The organism is Natrinema sp. CBA1119 (assembly GCF_002572525.1).
GTDB lineage: Archaea > Halobacteriota > Halobacteria > Halobacteriales > Natrialbaceae > Natrinema.
Window position 1 is genome coordinate 36,623 of sequence record NZ_PDBS01000008.1, and the last position, 19,265, is coordinate 55,887.

The 19,265-nt window shown below is 59.7% G+C and carries 19 protein-coding genes; 6 read left to right on the top strand and 13 right to left on the bottom strand.

Annotation, left to right across the window (positions count from 1 at the left end; genetic code table 11):
- Positions 1-40 precede the first annotated feature (40 nt).
- The 3 genes from CP556_RS22365 to CP556_RS22375 all read right to left on the bottom strand — a co-directional run bounded on the left by CP556_RS22365 (position 41) and on the right by CP556_RS22375 (position 3,383).
- A complete protein-coding gene (locus tag CP556_RS22365) occupies positions 41-1,051 on the bottom strand; it encodes a Bug family tripartite tricarboxylate transporter substrate binding protein (protein ID WP_098727832.1) in 1,011 nt (336 codons plus the stop codon).
- A 181-nt stretch (positions 1,052-1,232) separates the two neighbouring features.
- The gene (locus CP556_RS22370) at positions 1,233-2,426 is read right to left on the bottom strand and encodes a CaiB/BaiF CoA transferase family protein (RefSeq protein ID WP_098727833.1); all 1,194 of its coding nucleotides are present in this window, start codon (positions 2,424-2,426) and stop codon (positions 1,233-1,235) included.
- A 75-nt stretch (positions 2,427-2,501) separates the two neighbouring features.
- Positions 2,502-3,383 carry an LLM class flavin-dependent oxidoreductase gene (locus tag CP556_RS22375; RefSeq protein ID WP_176548312.1) on the bottom strand — a complete coding sequence of 294 codons (882 nt, stop codon included), beginning with the start codon at positions 3,381-3,383 and terminating at the stop codon, positions 2,502-2,504.
- A gap of 192 nt (positions 3,384-3,575) precedes the next feature.
- On the opposite strand from CP556_RS22375, the gene CP556_RS22380 reads away from it, so the two are divergent.
- The 5 genes from CP556_RS22380 (at position 3,576) to CP556_RS22400 (ending at position 8,789) form a co-directional block, all read left to right on the top strand.
- On the top strand, positions 3,576-4,547 hold the full coding sequence (locus CP556_RS22380) for an NAD-dependent epimerase/dehydratase family protein (RefSeq protein WP_098727835.1): 972 nt from the start codon (positions 3,576-3,578) through the stop codon (positions 4,545-4,547).
- A gap of 133 nt (positions 4,548-4,680) precedes the next feature.
- Positions 4,681-5,256 carry a carboxymuconolactone decarboxylase family protein gene (locus CP556_RS22385; RefSeq protein WP_098728247.1) on the top strand — a complete coding sequence of 192 codons (576 nt, stop codon included), beginning with the start codon at positions 4,681-4,683 and terminating at the stop codon, positions 5,254-5,256.
- Between the two features lie 2 nt (positions 5,257-5,258).
- The gene (locus CP556_RS22390; RefSeq protein WP_098727836.1) at positions 5,259-6,029 is read left to right on the top strand and encodes an SDR family NAD(P)-dependent oxidoreductase; all 771 of its coding nucleotides are present in this window, start codon (positions 5,259-5,261) and stop codon (positions 6,027-6,029) included.
- Positions 6,030-6,125: 96 nt separating this feature from the next.
- Positions 6,126-7,346, top strand: a complete 1,221-nt coding sequence (locus CP556_RS22395; RefSeq protein WP_098727837.1) for an MFS transporter — start codon at positions 6,126-6,128, stop codon at positions 7,344-7,346.
- A gap of 75 nt (positions 7,347-7,421) precedes the next feature.
- Positions 7,422-8,789, top strand: coding sequence for an MmgE/PrpD family protein (locus tag CP556_RS22400; protein ID WP_098727838.1), 1,368 nt, complete (start codon positions 7,422-7,424; stop codon positions 8,787-8,789).
- A 40-nt stretch (positions 8,790-8,829) separates the two neighbouring features.
- Here CP556_RS22400 and CP556_RS22405 read toward each other — a convergent pair whose 3' ends face one another.
- From CP556_RS22405 to CP556_RS22435, 7 genes are all read right to left on the bottom strand, one after another.
- Positions 8,830-9,909 carry an isocitrate/isopropylmalate family dehydrogenase gene (locus CP556_RS22405; RefSeq protein ID WP_098727839.1) on the bottom strand — a complete coding sequence of 360 codons (1,080 nt, stop codon included), beginning with the start codon at positions 9,907-9,909 and terminating at the stop codon, positions 8,830-8,832.
- Positions 9,910-9,980: 71 nt separating this feature from the next.
- Positions 9,981-10,751, bottom strand: a complete 771-nt coding sequence (locus CP556_RS22410; RefSeq protein WP_098727840.1) for an SDR family NAD(P)-dependent oxidoreductase — start codon at positions 10,749-10,751, stop codon at positions 9,981-9,983.
- Between the two features lie 63 nt (positions 10,752-10,814).
- Positions 10,815-12,056 (bottom strand): CaiB/BaiF CoA transferase family protein, encoded by a 1,242-nt coding sequence (locus CP556_RS22415; RefSeq protein ID WP_098727841.1) that lies wholly within the window; start codon positions 12,054-12,056, stop codon positions 10,815-10,817.
- A 17-nt stretch (positions 12,057-12,073) separates the two neighbouring features.
- Positions 12,074-12,547, bottom strand: coding sequence for a MaoC family dehydratase (locus CP556_RS22420; protein WP_098727842.1), 474 nt, complete (start codon positions 12,545-12,547; stop codon positions 12,074-12,076).
- Between the two features lie 2 nt (positions 12,548-12,549).
- A complete protein-coding gene (locus CP556_RS22425; protein ID WP_098727843.1) occupies positions 12,550-13,716 on the bottom strand; it encodes an acyl-CoA dehydrogenase family protein in 1,167 nt (388 codons plus the stop codon).
- The gene (locus CP556_RS22430) at positions 13,713-14,228 is read right to left on the bottom strand and encodes a MaoC family dehydratase (protein WP_098727844.1); all 516 of its coding nucleotides are present in this window, start codon (positions 14,226-14,228) and stop codon (positions 13,713-13,715) included. Before CP556_RS22430 ends, CP556_RS22425 begins: the two co-directional genes overlap by 4 nt.
- Before the next feature lies 1 nt (position 14,229).
- Positions 14,230-15,141 (bottom strand): HpcH/HpaI aldolase/citrate lyase family protein, encoded by a 912-nt coding sequence (locus CP556_RS22435; protein ID WP_098727845.1) that lies wholly within the window; start codon positions 15,139-15,141, stop codon positions 14,230-14,232.
- A 266-nt stretch (positions 15,142-15,407) separates the two neighbouring features.
- Between CP556_RS22435 and CP556_RS22440 the strand changes: the two genes are divergently transcribed.
- The gene (locus CP556_RS22440; protein ID WP_486187791.1) at positions 15,408-16,136 is read left to right on the top strand and encodes a DUF7260 family protein; all 729 of its coding nucleotides are present in this window, start codon (positions 15,408-15,410) and stop codon (positions 16,134-16,136) included.
- A 78-nt stretch (positions 16,137-16,214) separates the two neighbouring features.
- Here the strand turns inward: CP556_RS22440 and CP556_RS22445 are convergent, their stop codons facing one another.
- The 3 genes from CP556_RS22445 to CP556_RS22455 form a co-directional block, all read right to left on the bottom strand.
- The gene (locus CP556_RS22445; RefSeq protein ID WP_176548314.1) at positions 16,215-17,000 is read right to left on the bottom strand and encodes an IclR family transcriptional regulator; all 786 of its coding nucleotides are present in this window, start codon (positions 16,998-17,000) and stop codon (positions 16,215-16,217) included.
- A gap of 670 nt (positions 17,001-17,670) precedes the next feature.
- On the bottom strand, positions 17,671-18,432 hold the full coding sequence (locus tag CP556_RS22450) for an oxygen-binding di-iron domain-containing protein (RefSeq protein WP_098727848.1): 762 nt from the start codon (positions 18,430-18,432) through the stop codon (positions 17,671-17,673).
- 12 nt (positions 18,433-18,444) lie between these two features.
- Complete coding sequence (locus tag CP556_RS22455) at positions 18,445-19,179, bottom strand: oxygen-binding di-iron domain-containing protein (RefSeq protein WP_218012002.1); 735 nt, start codon at positions 19,177-19,179, stop codon at positions 18,445-18,447.
- Positions 19,180-19,265: the final 86 nt, after the last annotated feature.

Consider the following 19,265-nt stretch of genomic DNA (forward strand, 5'->3'; position numbering starts at 1 on the left):
GAAGAAAACTCTGTGGCGGTTCTGTCTACTGGTCTTTTGTCTACCCTTGAATTTCCTCCCGGTAGCTCTCGACGGACGCGACCTCATTGATCGCCTCCTCGATTCTCGCTGGCCCTTCACTCCACTGCTCCGTCCAATAGTCTCGATCCATGAATTCGATAAAGTTCCCGGTCTCGTCGGACCATTCTTGGAGTTCGTCGCTCTCGAGGACCGTTTCGAGCGCCCCCGTCCACTCATTGATGATGTCTTCGTCCGTGTCTGGCGGGAATAGCAGTCCGCGAGTGAAATCACCGTACGGAGTTTCGTATCCCTCCTCCTCCATCGTCGGCAGGTCAGGGAAGTTGGGACTTCCTTGGGGAGACGACGCGACGACGGGTGTGAGCAGGTCGTCTTCGACGAACCCAACCATCGTCGTCTCTGTCGGGTTTCCGGACGGGATCTCCTCCGAGGCGTTCGCCTGGGCCAGTTCCCCAGAACTGGAATACGAGACGTACGATTCCCACTCTAGACCGTGCAGGTCCTTCATAAGCATCGCGAGTAGCCACTGTCCTTCACCGACGGCTAACCCGCCGAAGTCGGTGAGCTCGCCCTCCTGATACCTGCTGATGAGGTCCTCGTAATCTTCGACCTCGTCATCCGGATGCGCTGAGATGACAAATCCGGTTCTGGCGAACGCACCGCCTTCCTTGAGTTCCGTGTGATCGAACCCGAGGAGATCCGGTCGCAAGAACGCCATGGACGGGGGGCCGTTCATGAAACAGACGGTCGATCCGTCCCCTTCAGCATCGTAGACCTCGTTTAACCCGTTCACGACCCCCGATCCGGTGACGTTGTCCACTTCGATGTTCACGTCGAGCTCGTCACCGATCTCTGGTGCGATTGCTCTCGTGTATATGTCGGTTCCGCCGCCTTCTCCGTACGGAACGACAGCTCGGACGTTGTCTCCGTCTCCGGTTCCGAGCAGGCTTGAACATCCAGCCAGTCCGACCATGCTTCCTGCACCTGCGTACTGTAACACCCTGCGACGGCTATGCCTGTAATTGGCTGCCATGGTATGAGCATAACCAAGGAATGTTATAAATGTTTTGGAGATGTAGTTTTGGGACCAACCGTTACCCTCGCCTCGGGATGACCGTGAACCGAGCGAGGAATCGTGGTAACGCTGCCGAGAGGCCCCACGGCTATCTTGCGTTGTGGACTGGGGATGGGTATGGCCCGGTCGAACGACTGAATCACTCGTCGTCGATCACGTTCGACGCTCGGAGCCGCTGGATCTCCTCCCGAGAGAGTCCAAGCATCTCGGCGAGAACTTTCTCCGTATGTTCTCCGAGCTTCGGCGGTCCGGAGCGCAGCTCTCGTTCCGTCTCCGAGAGGTGGATCGGGTGTCCGTGGAGGAGGACCTCCCCGACCGTCTCGTCTTCGTACTCCATGACGTAGTCTCGAGCCTCTGCCTGAGGGTGCTCGACCACGTCGCTCACGTTGTTGAGGGGACCACACGGGAAGCCGTAGTGTTTGCAGATTTCCATCACTTCCTCGACGGTCAGCTGCTTCAGCTTCGGTCGGATGACGGCCATGAGTTCGTCGTAGTTCTCTTGACGAAGCTGCTGCGTATCGTACTCGAGGATCGATTCGTCCTCGATGACTTCGGTAACGAAGGTTTCCCAGCCGCCGCCCAAGATACTCAGCACGACCTGTCCGTCTTTCACATCGAACAGTTCGTAGGGAACGCCGGTCTGATGGCGAGTCCCGAGCGGTTCCGGATCCTGACCGGTGATCCCATACATCGTGATGTACTCCTCCATGAACGAGACGATCGTCCCGAAGAGATTGGACTCGACGTGTTGGCCGTCGCCGGTCCGGTCCCGCTGATGGAGCGCCGCGAGGATCGCGATCGTCAGGTAGAGTCCCGCACCGATATCACCGATCGCCTGTCCGACTTTCACCGGTTCACCGCCCTCGGGACCGGTGACGCTCATGATCCCACCCTCCGCCTGCATCACCAGATCCACGCCCTTTTCGTTCTTCTTCGGTCCCTTCTCCCCGTATCCCTTAATCGATCCGTAGATCAGTTCCGGATTGACCTCCGTCAGCAGGTACTCGTGGCCAAGTCCGAACCGCTCCATCACCCCGGTACTGTAGTTCTCGACGAGGACGTCGGCGTCGGCGATCAGTTCCTCTGCAATCTGTCGACCCTCTTCGTCCTTCAGATTGAGCGTGATACTCTTCTTGTTGCGGTTCCTGGCGATGAAATTCACGCCCATCCCGTTCTGCTCGGGATGGCTTCCACGGGACGTGTCACCCACACCCGGCCGTTCGACCTTGATTATTTCTGCCCCCAGTTCGCCGAGAATCTGGGTACACCACGGACCGGCTCTCACGCGGCTGAAATCGATGACGGTCAGATCGTCTAGTGCGGCAGTTGCCATGGAGTAACACACTTCTCGAGAAACCTTTAATCCACCGGATAGGTGACCTGTCGTCCAGATAGACGAGGCGTCTCCCTACAACAGCTTTCGTGCCGCAGCGCACTCCCGGAGCGTCTCTAGGGCGTGATCGCCGCTCATCGGTCGAACGACGACCTCCGACGCGCCCGCTTCGGCGAGGTCCGCAAGATCGCTCGCGACGGTTTCAGCGTCTCCGACGAGCGGGTACTCCGACTCGGCATCCCAGCCGCGGTAACCCGATCGGAGGAGATCGCTCGCGACGTCGCGTGCGTAATCGCCGTCTTTCAGCACCAATGCGTCCCGGCGGACGATGACCTCATCACCGCCCTCGCTTTCGAACCATTTGCGCTTCGTTTCGATCGCGTCGATCGTTTCCGTCGGAACCGCCACCCACGCATCGCCGAGACGGCCCGCCCGGCGGACCGCAGGTTCGGCGCTCCCACCGATGCAGACGCGCTCGGGCGTCGCGCTCGGATTGATCGAGACGTCATCCAGTGAGTAGTAGTCGCCGTCGACCGATACCGAGTCTTCGCTCAGCAGGGCCTCGACGATTCGGAGCGACTCGACGAATCGGGGGACACGTTCCGCCATTGGGACGTCGAACGCTTCGAACGCGGCGTCGTTGTAGCCGATCGCACACCACAGATCGAACCGGTCAGCGAACGCCGCGAGCGTTCCGCACCGTTCAGCCAGGTGGATCGGATGGTGAAGCGGGAGCAAGAAGAGAGGCGCGACCCTATCGACCGCCTCTGTGAGGCGAGCAAGGGCGGGAACGTTCTGCAGGTACGCGTGATCCGCCACTGCGTGGTGGTCGCCGGCCTGAACGTAGTCGAATCCGGCCGCGGACGCGGTCCGGGAGCGTTCGAGGAGATCGCTCGCGTGCGAATCGACGGAACGGTTGGCGGGCACCGCCGAGTTGATGGAGTATCCGAGGCGCATACTCGGCAATTGAGAGCTACTGGCTTCCATCTTTCGGCACCAAAAGCGGGCGTTCGCGCCGTCGCTCGAGTGAATCGGCGGCCGAAGAGGTCCGAGTCGGTGGCCGTTCGCCGCCGTGGCCGGAGGCCGTTCAAATCGTCGAACGGACCGACCACCGCAAGCTAGTTAGTAGCACACGAGGAATCGGTGGGCATGCGAGTACTCGTAACGGGAGGTCACGGATTCATCGGCGCGCACGTCCTGCGGAAATTGATCGCCGACGGCCACGACGTGGGCTGTCTCGACGTCTCGGAACCGTCGCCGGTCGTTGCACCGGTCGCAGACGACGTCACGTTCGTCGAGGGTGACGTCACCGACCCGGTGGACGTCTACGATGCCGTCGCGAGCCTCGACCCCGATCGAATCGTCCACCTCGCCGGACTACTCGGGCACGCCTCGCAGTCGTCTCCCCGAGCTGCCGTCGAGGTCAACGTCGGGGGGACCTTCAACGTCCTCGAGGCCGCAGACACTCTGGGAGTCGATCGCGTCGTCGCCGCCTCGAGTGCGGCGGTCTACGGTGAAGTCGGTGACGACATCGACCGGCTCGACGAGACCGTCCCCCGGCGACCGACGACGATGTACGGACTGACGAAACTGGTCGTCGAACACGTTGGTCCGATCTACCGCGAGCAACGCGGCGTTCAGTTCGCGGCCCTCGAGCCAGTTCACGGGCTCGGACCCGGACGACGGCGCGGCAATCTCCAAGACGACTGTATCGTGAAGGCCGCCGTCGCGGGTGAACGGATCCCGGTTCCCGCCCGGTCGAGACCGTTTGAGATCGTCTACGTCGAAGACGAGGCACGGGCGTTTGTCGACGCGACCCTCGCCGACGACCTGCCCAGCGATCGATACCTCGTCGGCAGTGGCGAACGGACAAGCCTCGAGTCGTTCGTCGAGGTCGTCCGAGACCACGTCCCTGACGCAGCGTTCGAGTTCGAGGCCGTGGAGAGCGGAGATCAGTTGTCCGGGTTGCCCCCGAGCGAGACGACGCGAATCCGCGACGACCTCGGCTGGACTCCCGAGTATACGATCTCGGAGGCCATCGGCACGTACGTCTCGTGGTTGCGCGAGAACCCGGACGCGTGGTCTTTCGATCGCGACGCGGTTCCGTGGGCCACCGAGTAGACCGATAACGCTCATTCCTCACCAGTCATCGTCGAGACGCTGTTTGGAGACTTCACATGCCGAGTCGGTTAGAGAGGAAAACCGCTTGCAGACCATGAAAGAGTTTATCACACACTCGGTGAAACTGGTGGATATGGTTCGAGTGCCATACGTAACCCGGGAGAACCTCCCGGAAGAGGACCGTGACCTGTTACGCTCGTTTCGAGCGGACACGCCCGAAGAGTATCGTCACTTGTTATCGACCGAAGAGCGGAATGTGTATCGGACGCTCGCACACCTCCCGGAGTCACTGGAGCAGTTCCGGGCATTCGGAGGAACGCTCAGAGAGGAGCTCGATCTGGATCCGAACGAGCGGGAACTGGTGATCCTGACCGCCGCGAGCGCGCTGCGGTCGGCCTACGAGTGGCACCAACACGTCCGGATTGGTCTCACCGAGGGGCTCTCCCGGGAGGAGATCCTCGCGATCAGCGACCGGGACTACGAGTCGTTCGAAGATGATGATCGTGCACTCGCTGAGTACGTCGATAGCTACGTCACCGGAACCGTCGACGACGAGACATACGACGCGCTCGCAGCATGCGTTGACGAGTCGAAGGTCGTCGGTATCGGTCTCCTCGTGGGGTTATACCTCGTCATTGGTCGGCAGATGGACGCGCTCGAGGTCGAGACCGAGGAACCGTTTGTCGGCTGGGATCTGGAGAACCTGTAACCATGCAGGACGATTTCAGCGATAAGACGGTCATCGTCACCGGCGCGGCGAGGGGAATCGGACGCGGGATCGCCGAAAAACTCGGTGGGGAGGGAGCGTCCGTCGTGATTGCAGACGTTAGAGAGACGGAAATGCGTGAGACGGCCTCCGAACTGCGCGAGGAGGGTGTGACCGTCGAAACGGTCAGCTGTGACGTCACGTCGAAAGCAGACGTAGAGCGACTTGCCGAGCGGACGGTCGATCGCTTCGGCGGGATCGACGCCCTCGTGAACAACGCCGGCATCGGCTCGCGCGGATCGTTCGAGGAACTGGATCACGAGGCGTGGCACCAAGTACTTGGCGTCAACCTCACCGGCGTATTCAACTGCTCGAAGGCCGTCGTCACCGAGATGATCGAGGGCGACGGCGGCTCGATCGTGAACATCTCCTCGATGGCCGGTCGCAACATCAGCTATCACGGCGCGGCCAACTACACGGCCTCAAAGTGGGGCGTGATCGGGCTGACGAAACACATGGCGTGGGACCTCGGCGAATACGATATCCGAGTCACAGCGGTCTGTCCGGGGTCGACGCTCACGCCGCTCACGGAATCAGGAACGAGCGAGGAGGAACGAGCCGCGACGACGGAAAAGATCGCGATGGATCGATGGGCGTCTCCCGAGGACCACGCGGAGGCGGTCGCGTACCTCGTCTCGGACGCGAGTTCGTACGTCACCGGTACGGTCCTCGAGGTCGACGGCGGGAAACAGCTGAGCGTTCGAAACGAGATTTGACTGCTCGAGTGCCGATTCCGTCGAGTTGGTCGCGGAAGCGGCGATAGTGAGCAGATCAGGAGAGTTAATGTTCTGTATGATAGATAAACACAAACGATGCTACCGTCCGCCGTTCGCCGACTCGGTCCGCTCACGCAGCGGGCGAAACACGCTCTGAACGACAGCCGGAGTCGAATCGTCCTCGCTGTCGCCGCCGGTTGGTTCATCTCGCTGGGCGTCCGAATGGTCTACCCCGTGTTGTTGCCACACATTCGGACCGCCTATGGGCTCGATCTCACTAGCGCGGGGTTCCTGCTGACCGTTCTATGGGCCGCATACGCGCTCGGCCAACTTCCCGGTGGAATAGTCTCCGATCGAATGGGGGAACGGATCACACTCGTGGTCAGCACGCTCATCGCGGGTCTCATGCTCCTACTGGTCGTCGGTGCCGGCTCCGCCATCGTCGTGTTTGCGGCGACCGCGCTGTTCGGCTTCGGGACCGCCCTCTACGGCGTCGCCCGGTTCACAATTATCTCGAAGACGTATCCGGACAACGGTGGTGCCGCAATCGGCGTCACACTCGCGGCCGGGGACCTCGGAAACGCAATCCTACCGGTAGTGGCGAGCGTCATCGCGACCGCGTTCGTCTGGCAGCTCGGATTCGGCTTCGTCGTTCCGCTGTTCGCGCTCGTTTCGATCGGTCTTTGGTTCGTCGTCCCGAAACAGGCCGCGGATGCGGACGAGTCCGAGATGGTGCTCTCCCGCGAGACGGCGCGATACGTCGTCTCCGAACTCCGCCGACCCCCCATCGTCGTTGTGACGCTCATACTGGTTCTCGGGTTTAGCCTCGCACTGACGCTCACGGGCTTCTATCCGACGTACCTGATCGAAGAGAAGGGACTCTCGCCGGCGGTCGCCGCGACCCTGTTCAGCCTTTACTTCGCACTCGGGGTCTTCGTTAAACCGCTAGCAGGGTCGGCCTACGACCAGTTTGGAATCCGGCGGACGCTCCCGGTGATTTTCGTCCTGGCGATCGTGGCACTCCTGTCGCTGTCCGTCGTCGAGTCGCTGTGGTCGCTCGTCCTGGTCACAGTTCTGCTGAGCAGTCTGCTCGGTAACATCGCTATTACGATGCCGTATCTGACGGACCTGCTACCCGAAGAGATCCAGGGAACCAGCCTCGGCCTCTTGCGGACCACGTACATGCTCTTCGCCGCCGCCAGTCCGCCTCTCTTCGGGATACTCGCAGATCACGGCTACTTCGACGAGGGGTTCGTCCTGCTGGCCGCGGTCGCCGGAACGATGGCACTGCTCGTGCTCTTCCTCCCGCGTCAGTGATCCCGACGGGAAGCCCACCGGACGACAGTGCCGGAGTCGGAGCTTCTATTAGACCGACAGTTGTTGCATAGTAGCATGGCAACACAACCATCCAACCATCGATCGTCCGAGACCGAACTGGCGTCGTTCGTTTCGGAACTATCGTTCGACGACTGTCCGACGGAGGGGATCCGCCTCGCGGAGCGGTGTTTCGTGGATACGGTCGGCGTGACGCTCGCGGGCGCCGCAGACGACGCCGGAACGGCGGTCGCCGCTAGTGTCGGTCGAATGGCGGCATCGGACGGCGTTCGGCTCATCGGCCACGGCGAGAACTCATCGGAGACGGACGCGGCCCTCGTTAATGGGACGGCCGGCCACGGACTCGACTTCGACGACGTCTCGAGCGGCATGCAGGGCCACCCGAGCGTAACGATGGTTCCGGCACTACTCGCCGTCGGCCAGACCGAATCCATCACCGGCCGGGATCTGCTGACGGCGTTTATCGCGGGGTTCGAAACACAGTGTTACCTATCAGGACCGATCAACCCGGATCACTACGAGGAGGGGTGGCACGCGACGGCGACCCTCGGAACGTTCGGCGCGACGGCGGCGGTGGCGAACCTGCTCGGACTGGACGAGCGGAAGACCCGCCACGGGCTGAGTATCGCCGCCTCGCTCCCAGCCGGACTCAAACGGAACTTCGGAACGACGACGAAACCGATCCACGCCGGCGCCGCCGCCCGGTCGGGCGTGACCGCCGCGCGAGCGGCCGCAGAGGGAGCGACCGGGGACGACGATGCGATCGACGGCGAGAAGGGGTTCTTTGACCTCTACAGCGGTCCCGACGGGGCCGAGTACGGTGAGCGATACGCTCTCGGTGAGCGGTGGGCGATCGTCGAGGAGGGCGTCGGCGTCAAGAAGTACCCGTGCTGTTACTTCACCCACACGGGGATCGCGTCCGCCGAGAAACTCGCGGACGAACACGACATCAATCCCGAAGACGTCGAATCCGTCGAGATCGTCCTCTCCCAGGGAGCCGCCGACGCCTTGCACCACGCCGATCCCGACACCGGACTGGAAGGGAAGTTCTCGATCCAGTACACGGTCGCCAGCGCAATCGCCCGGGATCGGGTCGGCCTCGCCGCCTTCGACGACGAGAACGTCGACGACGAGCCGGTGCAGGCGGTCAGGGAGCAAGTCACGGCCGCGGTCGATTCCGACCTACGGTACGGTTCTCACCGTTCTACCGTTACTATCGAGACGACCGACGGGAACACGTACGCAAACACACTCAAGGAGCCACCGGGGACCCACAAGAGTCCCCTTTCCGACGAGGAACTGCGGGAGAAGTTCCACATGTGCGCCGAGAGAGCGTTTGACCGAGATCGAGGTGAGGAGATCTACGCGCGACTCGACGGTCTCCGTACCGAATCAGACGTCGCAGAGCTTGTCCGCACGATGTGATACCGTAATCGCGTGTCGGATTCCGCTGGTTGACCCCGCTTTAGAGCCGCTCGGCGACCGCGGCTACCATTTCTTCCGTCGAACTCGAGCCGCCCTGATCGGGCGTGAGAGCGTCCCCGCCCCTGTACACATCGTCGACCGCTGTTCTGAGTCGCCTCGCGGTCGACTCCCGTTCGAGGTAGTCCAACAGCATCGCTCCCGACAAAAGCGTCGCGGTCGGATTGATCGTCGATTCACCGACTAGATCGGGCGCCGTTCCGTGAACCGGTTCGAAGTAGGCGCTGGTCCGGCCGTAACAACCGCTGGGAGCGAGACCGAGTCCTCCAACGGTTCCGGCGGCGACGTCCGAGAGAATATCACCGGCGAGATTCGGGGTGACGATCACGTCGAACCGATCGGGATCGATGACCAGCGACTGACCGACCGCGTCGGCGTGAACGTGTTCGTACGGAACAGATGACTTCGTCGCGACGGCTTCGACCGTTTCCTCGAACAGCCCGTCGGTTTCGGGGAGGACGTTGGATTTCGTCGCACAGGTCACTCGCGGGGTGGTTCCGTTTTCGCTCTTGTTGGCCCGTCGTTCGGCCAGATCGCAGACAAATCCCGCGAGCCATCGCACTTGCGAAGCTGTAATCGGGCGAATCGCGTACCGTCCGTGCTCCGTCGCCGGGTCGAAACCAACGGTGGAGGAATTCGCGATCGATTCGCGACCGTCCAGTTCCGCGAGGTCGCCCTCGATCCCGGCGTACAGCCCTTCGAGATTCTGCCTGACGATCACGTAGTCGATCGGCTCAGTTCGTTCGAGTGGTGCAGTCGCGCCCTCGAGCGAGCGCACTGGCCGAACGTTAGCCGGCAGTCCGCCATCGAGTTCGTAGCGGAGGTATCGCAGGATCGGAACGTGGGTGTCGGACGCCGCACCGAAGAGGATTGCATCGGCGTCGTCGACGCGGTCCCGAAGCGGGTTCGGGACGGTTCCGCTCTCGAGGTCGTCGACGAACCGATCGATCGACAGTGTCTCGAACGCCACGGACGGAGCAATCGACTCGAGCAGGTCGACCGTCGGCCGGACTACTTCGGGCGCGGCACCGTCGCCGTCGAATACGCAAACCGTGTCTGCCATGGTTCACCCACATTATCCGGCCGAATTAACGTTCCGCCGACTCAAACGATGATCGGTCCGCCCCGCTCGGATCACTCGTCGTCCGGTCGACGACGGATTCCCTCGGCAGTGTAGGTCTGCCCGCTCACGTAACTGGCGCCCGGCGAGACCAGAAAGCAAGCGAGATCAGCGATCTCGTCGGGGTGGCCGAGCGATCTGTCGACATCGTCGCGATCGATCCGGTCGGCAGTGACGCCCCGGTTCTCCTCGACACCAGGGGTCGCGACGAGGCCCGGCCGGAGGCAGTTGGCGCGAACGTTGTCTTCGGCCCACTCCAGCGCCAGCGAGCGCGTAAGCGCCTCGATACCCGCCTTCGATGCCGCGTAGTGGGCGCTCTCGGCGGCGCCATCGCGACCGATGACGCTGCTCATCGTTACCACGCGGCCAACGTCCGCGGCCGCGAGCGCCTCGGCGAACGCGTGGCAGCACCGATAGGTCCCATCAAGGTTAATGTCGACGATCGTTCGCCAAGCGTTTTCGCTCAGTTCCGTGACCGGGGCGTGGAAGTTCGCGCCGGCATTGGCAATCAGCATCTCGACGCTTCCGTCGCCAAACTCGGTCGCCCGTTGGACCAGCCGTTCGATGGCATCGGTGTCGCGCACGTCAACGGTCACGTCAAGTGCGTCGCTGGCCGTTTCGGTCTCGATTTCGTCGGCGACGGCGGCGAGGGCGTCACTCGATCGCGCCGCCACGACGACGTCGGCGCCGCACTCGGCTAATCTGCGGGCGATCGCTCGTCCGAGACCGCGACTCGCGCCGGTGACGACTGCTGTCTCGTCTTCAAAGAGGTCATTCTGATACATCGACAGCCAACGGTGTGCGGTCGAGCGTCGAAAAACTATGGGTTGGAGCCAGGTATCGGTGCGCTACTCGTTCGAGTTCTGTTCGCCTGCCCCGAGAATATCGTCGATTTCCTCGTCCGTGTATCCCTGCTCCCGCAGAACCTCTTCGGTGTGTTCGCCTAGGAAGGGGGCCCGCCGCTCGACTCCGCTGTTGCTCTCCGGGAACTTGATCGGTGTGCCGGCGATCGTAGCGGTCTCCCCAGTGTCGGCGTGGTCGACCTCGGCGAGCATCTCGCGTGCCGCGAAGTGTTCGTCGTCAAAGATATCCTCGGCGTTATTGACCGGTCCGCAGGGAACATCCTCGGCGAGCATCTCGAACAGTTCGTCCTTGGTGTGACGTTTCGTCCACTCCGTGACGACCTCGCGGAGTTCGTCAGCCGCCTCAATCCGATCGGGCTTCTCTGCGTACTCGTCGGCGAGGTCGGGCCGGTCCATGTGGTCACACAGTGCTTGCCATTGATGGGGCGAGGGCGCAGCGATGACGACGTAGCCGTCGCTGGTCTCGAAGCGGTCAAACGGGAACAGCAGGGGGTGGGTATTCCCCTGTGGACCGGGCACCTCGCCGGTGTACGAGTGCTGGTGGACGATCCGCTCGGACAGCGAGAGGACTGCGTCGACCATCCCGACGTCGACGTACTGGCCCTCATCGGTCCGGTCGCGCTCGCGTAGCGCCGACAGCACGCCGACCACAGCGAGTGCGGCGGGGAAGATATCCCCGACTCCGGGTCCGACCTTGGTCGGGCCGGCCTCTTCGGTCCCGGTGACGCTCATGACGCCGCCCATCGCCTGTGCGATGAGATCAAACGCCGGTCGATCTGCGTACGGGCTGTCACCGGACCGCGGGTCGCCAAACCCACGAATTGATGCATAAACAAGTCCGGGGTTACGATCCGAGAGCGTCTCATAGGAGAGATCGAGGTTCTCCATCGTCCCGGTCCGGAAGTTCTCGACGACGACATCGGCGTCCGAGACGAGATCGAGGAAGGCCTCGCGACCCTCTGCGGACTTCAGATCGACGACGACACTTCGCTTGTTCCGATTGACGCTATGGAAGTACCCACCGTAGGCTTCGTCTTCCTCGAGATGGGGCTGATTGTCTCTAGTCATGTCTCCGCGGGGAGGTTCGACCTTGACGACGTCAGCTCCGAGATCGGCGAGCAGCATCGTCGCATACGGCCCGGCAAGCATCTGCGTGAGGTCGACGACGCGAACATCGGCAAGTGGGCCGTCCGAGACGGGCTGATTTCGGGGGGGTTGATCGGTCATAGTCGGTTTAGTCGATGCTAGTCGTCCCCGTAATACTCCCGTTTCTTCAGAAGGACGCGCTTGGTCGCACCGACGACCTGCTCGTCGTCCTGGTTGTAGCCGCGGACCCGGAACTCGACGACACCGCCGTCAGACCGAGCGTCCGAGTCGCGCTTTGAGAGTACCTCGCTTTCTGCGTAGAGCGTGTCGCCGTGGAAGACGGGGTTACTGAACCGCACCTCGTCGTATCCGAGTTCCGTGATCGCGTTCTCGGAGATATCCTCCGAGGCCAGCCCACAGACCATCGAGAGGTTGATCCCCCCGTAAACGATCCGTTCGCCGAACTCGCTGTCCTCCATCCGATCTTCGTTGAAGTGTCCTTGCGCAGTGTTCAATACGAGATTCGTGATAGCCACGTTGTCCATCTCTGTGACCGTCTTCCCGCGGGTGTGCTCGTAGATCTCGCCGACTGCGAAGTCCTCGTAGTAGTTGTGGTCGCTCGTTCGCCCCATCGTTATGACCCCGATCCGGTCGCGTGGACGCCCCGTTCGAACAGGCGATCGGCAATGACCCGTTGCTGGATCTCACTCGTACCCTCGAAGATCTTCGTCAGTCGTGCGTCGCGCCAGTAGCGCTCGAGTGGGTAGTCGGTCGTGTAGCCGTTGCCGCCGTGAATCTGAATCCCCTCGCTGGTGACTTCTTCGGCCATCTCACTGGCGTGGTACTTCGCCATACAAGCTTCCATGTCACAGCGGTCACCGCGCTCTTTCTGTTTCGCGACGTAATGGGTGAGTTGACGGGCCGACTCGATCTTCGTTGCCATCGTCGCCAGTTTGAACCGGATGGACTGGAACTCGCCGATCGGCTGGTCGAACTGTTCGCGCTCCTGTGCGTAATCCAACGAGTCCTCTAGCGCACCACGGGCGAGACCGATCGCTCTGGCCGCAGTATGGATCCGAGCCGGTTCGAAGAACTCCATAATATTGTAGAACGCCTGACCTTCCTCGCCACCAATCAGTTTGTCTTCGGGGACGCGAACGTTATCGAGGTGCAACTCCCACGTCTCCCAGCCCTTGTAGCCGATCTTGTCGATAGAGTTCGCCTCAAGGCCGTCGACGTCGAACTCCCCGGGGGTCTTGTCGATGATGAACGAGGAGACGCCCTTATGGCGTTTCTCGGGATCGGTCTTCGCGTAGAGGACGATGAAGTCGGCTCCCTTGGCGAACGTACACCAGGTTTTGGTGCCATCGATCTCGTACTCGTCGCCGACCTTCTCCGCTGTCGTGGACATGCCGGCAACGTCACTGCCGGCACCGGGTTCGGAGATGCTCGTCGCTTGAAGACGGTTGCCCCGGACCATGTCCGGAACATACTCTTCCTTCTGTTCCTCGGTCGCGCCGTGAAGGTTCTGTCCGCGGGCGATGATGCTCGCAACGCTCATCCAGCCGCGAGCGAGCTCCTCCGTGACGACCGCGTACGCTAGGGGTCCCATTCCGAGACCACCATACTCCTCAGGACCCACAAGTCCGAAGTAGCCCATTTCGCCGAGTTTTTTGATGAGGTCGTCGCTCATCGGTTCGTCATTGTGGTCCCGTTCGTTCGCTTCGGGCAGTACTTCGTTCTGGACGAACTCGCGCGTTTCGTCCCGGAGCATTCGCAGTTCGTCGTTTAGATATGTCATTGTTCGGATTCCTCCTGGTGAGATCGCTTATTGATCAGGTTCTTTCGTTCGAACTCGACGACTAAATCGCCGTTCGGTCGCGTTCCTTCCGTCTTCCAGTGGACGATTCCCTGGTGGGGTCTGGAGTCACTCTGGCGTTTCGAGACGACTTCGCTGTCGGCGTACAGCGTGTCACCGGGATAAACCTCGTCGTGGAACCGGAGATTATCGATGCCGAGGAAGGCACCGCCGGCCTCGCTCAGGTCCTGAACACTCATCCCAAAGACGACGTTGAACGCGAGTAAGTGATTGGCGACGACGCCGTCGTGACCGAGGTCCTTGGCATAGTCCGCGTTGAAGTACATCGGATTTGCGTTGATCGTCAGGGTCGAGAACAGGCTGTTGTCGCCCTCGGTGATCGTCCGACCCCAATGGTGTTCGAACTCCTGGCCGGGCTTGAAGTCCTCAAAGTAGTTGATCTTCTCAACTCGCTTGCGCGTCGTCTCTGACGCTCGTTCATTTGTCTCCGTCATATCAGTCGATCATTCCAATCTGGCGGGCTCGTTCGAGGGTGTGGCGGGCACTCCGGACCGACGCTTCGTCGATCATCTCGCCGTCGAGACGGACGGCGCCCTGGCCTTCACCCGCGCCTTCTTCCATCGCCTCGACGACCTTCTGGGCGTGTCCGACCTGTTCCTCCTCGGGTTTGTAGACCTCGTTGGCGATTTCGATCTGACTCGGATGAATCGCCCACTTGCCGACGAATCCGAGCGTGAACGAGCGAACACACTCTTCGCGATATCCTTCCGGATCCGAGAAGTCGCCGTAGGGGCCATCGATCGCGTCGAGCCCGTTCGACCGGGCCGCGACGACGATCTGATTTCGAACGTAGTGCCAGATATCACCGGGATAGTTCCCCTCGTCACCGTGTGCGCCGATGCTCTTGAGTTGGACACCCTGCGAGGCCGAGTAGTCGCCCGGTCCGAAGATCAATGCTTCGAGTCGGTCGCCGGTGGCGGCAATTTCGTCGACGTTCTGGAGGGCTTCGGTCTCTTCGATCAGCGTCTCGATACCGATCGTGTTCTCGATCCCCTCGTTCTCCTCGATCTGGTCGAGCAGTTTCTCGACCATGTAGATATCGTCGGATCGCTTGATTTTCGGAACGATGATCGTGTCGATGTGTTCGCCGGCCCCCTCGACGACCGTTACGAGGTCACCGTAGGCATTGGGTGTATCGAGGTCGTTGATTCGGATCGCGACGACTTTGCCGCTCCAGTCGAATTCGTGGATCGCGTCGACGATCTTCTCTCGAGCGGCTTTCTTTTCGGACGGGGCGACGGCGTCCTCGAGGTCGAGCATGACCTCATCGGCGTCGGACTCGGCCGCCTTTTCCATCATTTTCATACTGCTTCCTGGGGTAGTCAGTTCGCTTCGCCTAGTCCGCATACTTCTGAGAACTAAGTGGAGTACCTTATATCTTGCTCCACTTCCTCATGAGAACTGTTGGCACGAAGCGTCGAAGGGGCGAGTAACGGAGGGGTGCTAACCAGCGGACCCGGATCGAACGGCGGGACGCGCAGTCTACGGAGACGGAAAGTCTGCAAAAGTCTATGCGACCAATATCATTAAGAGAGATCCTGTGTATCGGTAGAATGTAGCACACTGAGACCCCTGATCAACCTTACCTGATCGGATGAGATCGGAGAGAACCAATGACAACAGAGATACGACGGATCGAACGAGCAATTACATGCGTCGACGATGAACGTTCGGAACTACAGTCGGAACAGCAAGCGTTTCAAGAGCTACGGGAATTCCTTCGATCGAATCAACCCGTGAGTATGACCCATGAGGGTACTCCGGCCGCGCAAACGATCGTCCAGAGCCGCGGATCGACGGCGGAGTTTGTCGACGCGTACCGGAAGACGGTCATGGAGGTCGATCACTACGAATCGCACTACGGCGAATCTCTCGAAGAGAATATCGCGATGGAACTCGGGTCGGAAATCGCGACCGCGATCCGAGCGAACGGCGAGCTGAACCCATTGCTCCACTGGCAGCTTCAGGTTGCCATCGATAGGAGCCTTCAGCGCCGATCGCAGTTACTGGAGGTACTCGAGGGTGAACGCAATTCTCTCCAGACGGCGATCAAGGACTGTCGAACCCTCGATCGGCGACTCGAGGGTGTTCCAGACTGTCGGATCAGTGCCATGATGTTCGACGATCTGGAGTGCCACTGGAATCGACTGTCCGATCTCAAGGACTGTTGCGAGCAACTGATACGTTCTCGCCAGCAGTTTCTCGCGGAGCGTCGAACAAGCGGACTGGACATCGATAATCATGTCTCCTTCAACAACTACCTCTATGGGACACTCGAGTCAGAATTCCCGGTCCTCGAGACGGGCCTCGAACTACTCGACCGAATCAGCCGTCGTCAGTAGTCACCACATTCGAGTCATTAGAGTACAGGAACGAGTACTCGAAACGAGGGTCAAGTGTCGAATAAAGTATATCTATCGCTACTCCGACTCAGAGAAGTTGATATTAAGTTCGAGTTCGTTTGATGCCCCGAGGAGCAATTCCGGGAGTTCGGTAGTCAATCGCCTTCCCTGCATTCGATGGGTCGGTCCGGAGACACTGATAGCACCGATGACACTCTCGTCCGGTCCAATCACGGGCACACCAACGGCGTAGAGCCCCTCGATGTGTTCCTCCCGGTTTAGCGCGTATCGACGCTCCCGAATCTCCTCGAGTTCGGCCAGTAACCGCTCGCGGTCCTGAATCGTGTTCTCCGTGATCTTCGAGAGCCCCCAGTAATCGAGGACTGCCTTGCGGCGCTCCTCGGAGAGAAACGCGAGGATGGCTTTCCCCGCTGCCGTGGCATGGAGTTGTGCACCGCCACGCTGACCGACAGCCGTGCGCGATTTGACCGCCCGATCCCCTTCCGCAATATGGACATACACCGTGTGGCCGTGTTCCTCGGCAACGAACTGTACTCGTTCGCCCGTCGATTCGGCAAGTTCTTCGACTACCGGTTTGGCCTCTTCGAAGCCGGGCCGTTGCTGCTTGACGAACTCACCGAAGTTGAGAAACCGCACTCCGAGGTGGTACTCGTTGTCCTTTTTAACGATGTAGTGGTTCCGCTCGAGGGTCACGAGATGATTGTGTAACGTACTCTTCGGCAAGTCCACGTGTTCGGAGATCTCGGTGAGCGTCCCTCCGTTTATCTCCCGAAGCACATTGAGGACCCCCAGTGCTCGATCGATTGCTCGAACCGGACCATCTTGCGTGTGTTTTGGTATCATATCAAACGGTAACTTCAGACACCTACTAAAATCTTTCCTAGCTGAATGCATTAGAACGCCATTTTGTCCGTGCTTCAGTCAGAGAAGCCCCAAAAAGAGTATTTGAGAGCTATTTGGCGATTTCAGTAGAGCGGGAAAGAGTGTTTCCTCCCCCGATCTGGCAAATTATAACTAGTGGACATATACATTCGTTTGATTACGTACAACGAAAACTAGAACTAAATGGATTTACAGTACTATGGTTGTAAGTACCATGTCGGGTGGTGCGTAACGGCATCGATCGTTCCGCGTAACTCGGCGAGTTTAGTTACATTCATATGTTTGTAAAGCAGAGTTGGAGGTAGTGCAATCCAATTATAGTGTGTGATAACAAATACCATATTAAATTCAGTAGAGCAGAAACAGCGTGTTCGGAAGGATCGAGGTATATTGGCTTATAACACGGAAAGTGTGAGACATACAATCCAAAACGTCTATTCAGATCTATTGAATACTATCGAGGCAGATTCCCCGAGCAGCGACAGTCCTCATGGGAACAAGCTAGTACCCACACGAAAACTGACGAATCAAAGCGAACGGAGAATATGAGACTTACAGTCCGTGGCCGAGGATCGAAAATCAGACGGACGATCGAGCATTAGAAATCGGATTCATCCCGATACTCGCCACGTTACGTCGTTCCGAGATCGCCGATATCGTATTCTGCGGTAATGCGTTCGGCCGAATCAATGAGACGCGAGAGGTAGGTATCGATTTCCTCTCCCGCGATCGGATTTCCGTGAATCGGCGCGATATACGACGGATCGTACTCCGCCACCATCGACTCAAGAACGGTTCGGAGTCGGTCCGGATCGACGTAACGAAGCCAGACCAGAGTTTCGTTGTGGAACGTGTAGATGTCCTCCATTTCGATGCTATCCTCGAATTCCGTAGATAGGAATCCACACTCCGACGGCGAGTGGTGATTTCCGAACCCATCGGCCGTAAACAGGACTTCCGACTCGTGATCGTAAATCCAAGTCGTATGCGACCGGTCCGCTAGTGGTGGATCAATGAAACTGAACGTCTGGCCGCAGATCGTCATACTCTCACCTATGTCGCACTTTGTCGCCTCAGGCAGCCCCTGTAGTGACGGTGCACCAGAGGATGCGATCAGTTCAACGTCATCCCACTGAGACTTGAAGGTAGAGATGTTTGCCGAATGGGGGTAATCCGAGTGGGAGAGAACGAGCGCGTCAATCCCCTCGCCGTCAGTCGCTGTCTCGAGTCGCCGAGTGATTTCCTCTCGGTGGTGGAATGACCCCGAATCTATGAGAAGGTACTCGCCGCCCGCTTCGATCAGATACACCGAGACGTGTTCGTGTTTTTCGCCAAGATCGTAGCACTCGTTGATCCACTGTACGTCCGACGTCAGGTTTTTTTCGATTGTCATTGGTAGTATAGATCAGCCGAACGTTCCGATTCGACCGTTTGTTCGAATCTGTCTCACGACGTCTTTCATCATGCTAAGCTGCTCAGTAGCGCCCTCTCGAATCACGTTCCCGTGCGAGGGTGCGACGATTTCCGGGTCGTGCTTCTCGATCACGAAATCGATCTCCCTGTTTAGTTTCTCGGCATCGACGTACTGCAACCAGAACATCACGCGGCCGTGGAACTGGAGGAGTTGCTCCCGCGTGAGGTCATGGTCGAACTCGTCGACGAAGTGCAGACATTTCGATCCGAGGTGCGGAAAGCCCTGCCAGTCGACGGTGAACAACGTCTCAGTCGTCTGTTCGGACATCCAGAGGTGAATCGCCGAGTCGAGAAACGGTGCCTCGTGAAACTCGACCGTGTACTTGCCCAGCTCGATCGTATCCCCTTCCTCAACTAACATCCCATTTTCCAGATGATAGAGTTCGTGCGCCTGCCCGTACGCCGGGGCCACGAGCGTTACGTCGGGATACTCATTCATGATCGCCATTGTGTTCCCGGCATGAGGAACGTCCGGATGCGAGACGACGAGATAATCGAGCGTTCCGCCGTCGAGGATGTCGTCTATCGAGTCGAGAACTCGTTCAGTGCTGGCCGGCGAGAACGTATCGAACAGCAGTGATCGTTCATCCTCGATCAGATAGACGCTCTGTGGGATGTGAACCTCCTCACCGGGTTCGTACCAATCCGGCGGTTCATCGTCATCCATGTAATGACTGAGATCTGTAGCACACTCTTGAAGCCAGTGTATACCTGGCACTATCTGACGTGACATGTATCTCACAGACGGATTCC

What these genes read in the sequence shown, in the direction of transcription:
- CP556_RS22365 (WP_098727832.1), bottom strand. Translation starts at nt 1,051, where the DNA reads ATGGCAGCCAATTACAGGCATAGCCGTCGCAGGGTGTTACAGTACGCA.
- CP556_RS22370 (WP_098727833.1), bottom strand. Translation starts at nt 2,426, where the DNA reads ATGGCAACTGCCGCACTAGACGATCTGACCGTCATCGATTTCAGCCGC.
- CP556_RS22375 (WP_176548312.1), bottom strand. Translation starts at nt 3,383, where the DNA reads ATGCGCCTCGGATACTCCATCAACTCGGCGGTGCCCGCCAACCGTTCC.
- CP556_RS22380 (WP_098727835.1), top strand. Translation starts at nt 3,576, where the DNA reads ATGCGAGTACTCGTAACGGGAGGTCACGGATTCATCGGCGCGCACGTC.
- CP556_RS22385 (WP_098728247.1), top strand. Translation starts at nt 4,681, where the DNA reads ATGGTTCGAGTGCCATACGTAACCCGGGAGAACCTCCCGGAAGAGGAC.
- CP556_RS22390 (WP_098727836.1), top strand. Translation starts at nt 5,259, where the DNA reads ATGCAGGACGATTTCAGCGATAAGACGGTCATCGTCACCGGCGCGGCG.
- CP556_RS22395 (WP_098727837.1), top strand. Translation starts at nt 6,126, where the DNA reads ATGCTACCGTCCGCCGTTCGCCGACTCGGTCCGCTCACGCAGCGGGCG.
- CP556_RS22400 (WP_098727838.1), top strand. Translation starts at nt 7,422, where the DNA reads ATGGCAACACAACCATCCAACCATCGATCGTCCGAGACCGAACTGGCG.
- CP556_RS22405 (WP_098727839.1), bottom strand. Translation starts at nt 9,909, where the DNA reads ATGGCAGACACGGTTTGCGTATTCGACGGCGACGGTGCCGCGCCCGAA.
- CP556_RS22410 (WP_098727840.1), bottom strand. Translation starts at nt 10,751, where the DNA reads ATGTATCAGAATGACCTCTTTGAAGACGAGACAGCAGTCGTCACCGGC.
- CP556_RS22415 (WP_098727841.1), bottom strand. Translation starts at nt 12,056, where the DNA reads ATGACCGATCAACCCCCCCGAAATCAGCCCGTCTCGGACGGCCCACTT.
- CP556_RS22420 (WP_098727842.1), bottom strand. Translation starts at nt 12,547, where the DNA reads ATGGGGCGAACGAGCGACCACAACTACTACGAGGACTTCGCAGTCGGC.
- CP556_RS22425 (WP_098727843.1), bottom strand. Translation starts at nt 13,716, where the DNA reads ATGACATATCTAAACGACGAACTGCGAATGCTCCGGGACGAAACGCGC.
- CP556_RS22430 (WP_098727844.1), bottom strand. Translation starts at nt 14,228, where the DNA reads ATGACGGAGACAAATGAACGAGCGTCAGAGACGACGCGCAAGCGAGTT.
- CP556_RS22435 (WP_098727845.1), bottom strand. Translation starts at nt 15,141, where the DNA reads ATGCGGACTAGGCGAAGCGAACTGACTACCCCAGGAAGCAGTATGAAA.
- CP556_RS22440 (WP_486187791.1), top strand. Translation starts at nt 15,408, where the DNA reads ATGACAACAGAGATACGACGGATCGAACGAGCAATTACATGCGTCGAC.
- CP556_RS22445 (WP_176548314.1), bottom strand. Translation starts at nt 17,000, where the DNA reads ATGATACCAAAACACACGCAAGATGGTCCGGTTCGAGCAATCGATCGA.
- CP556_RS22450 (WP_098727848.1), bottom strand. Translation starts at nt 18,432, where the DNA reads ATGACAATCGAAAAAAACCTGACGTCGGACGTACAGTGGATCAACGAG.
- CP556_RS22455 (WP_218012002.1), bottom strand. Translation starts at nt 19,179, where the DNA reads ATGGATGACGATGAACCGCCGGATTGGTACGAACCCGGTGAGGAGGTT.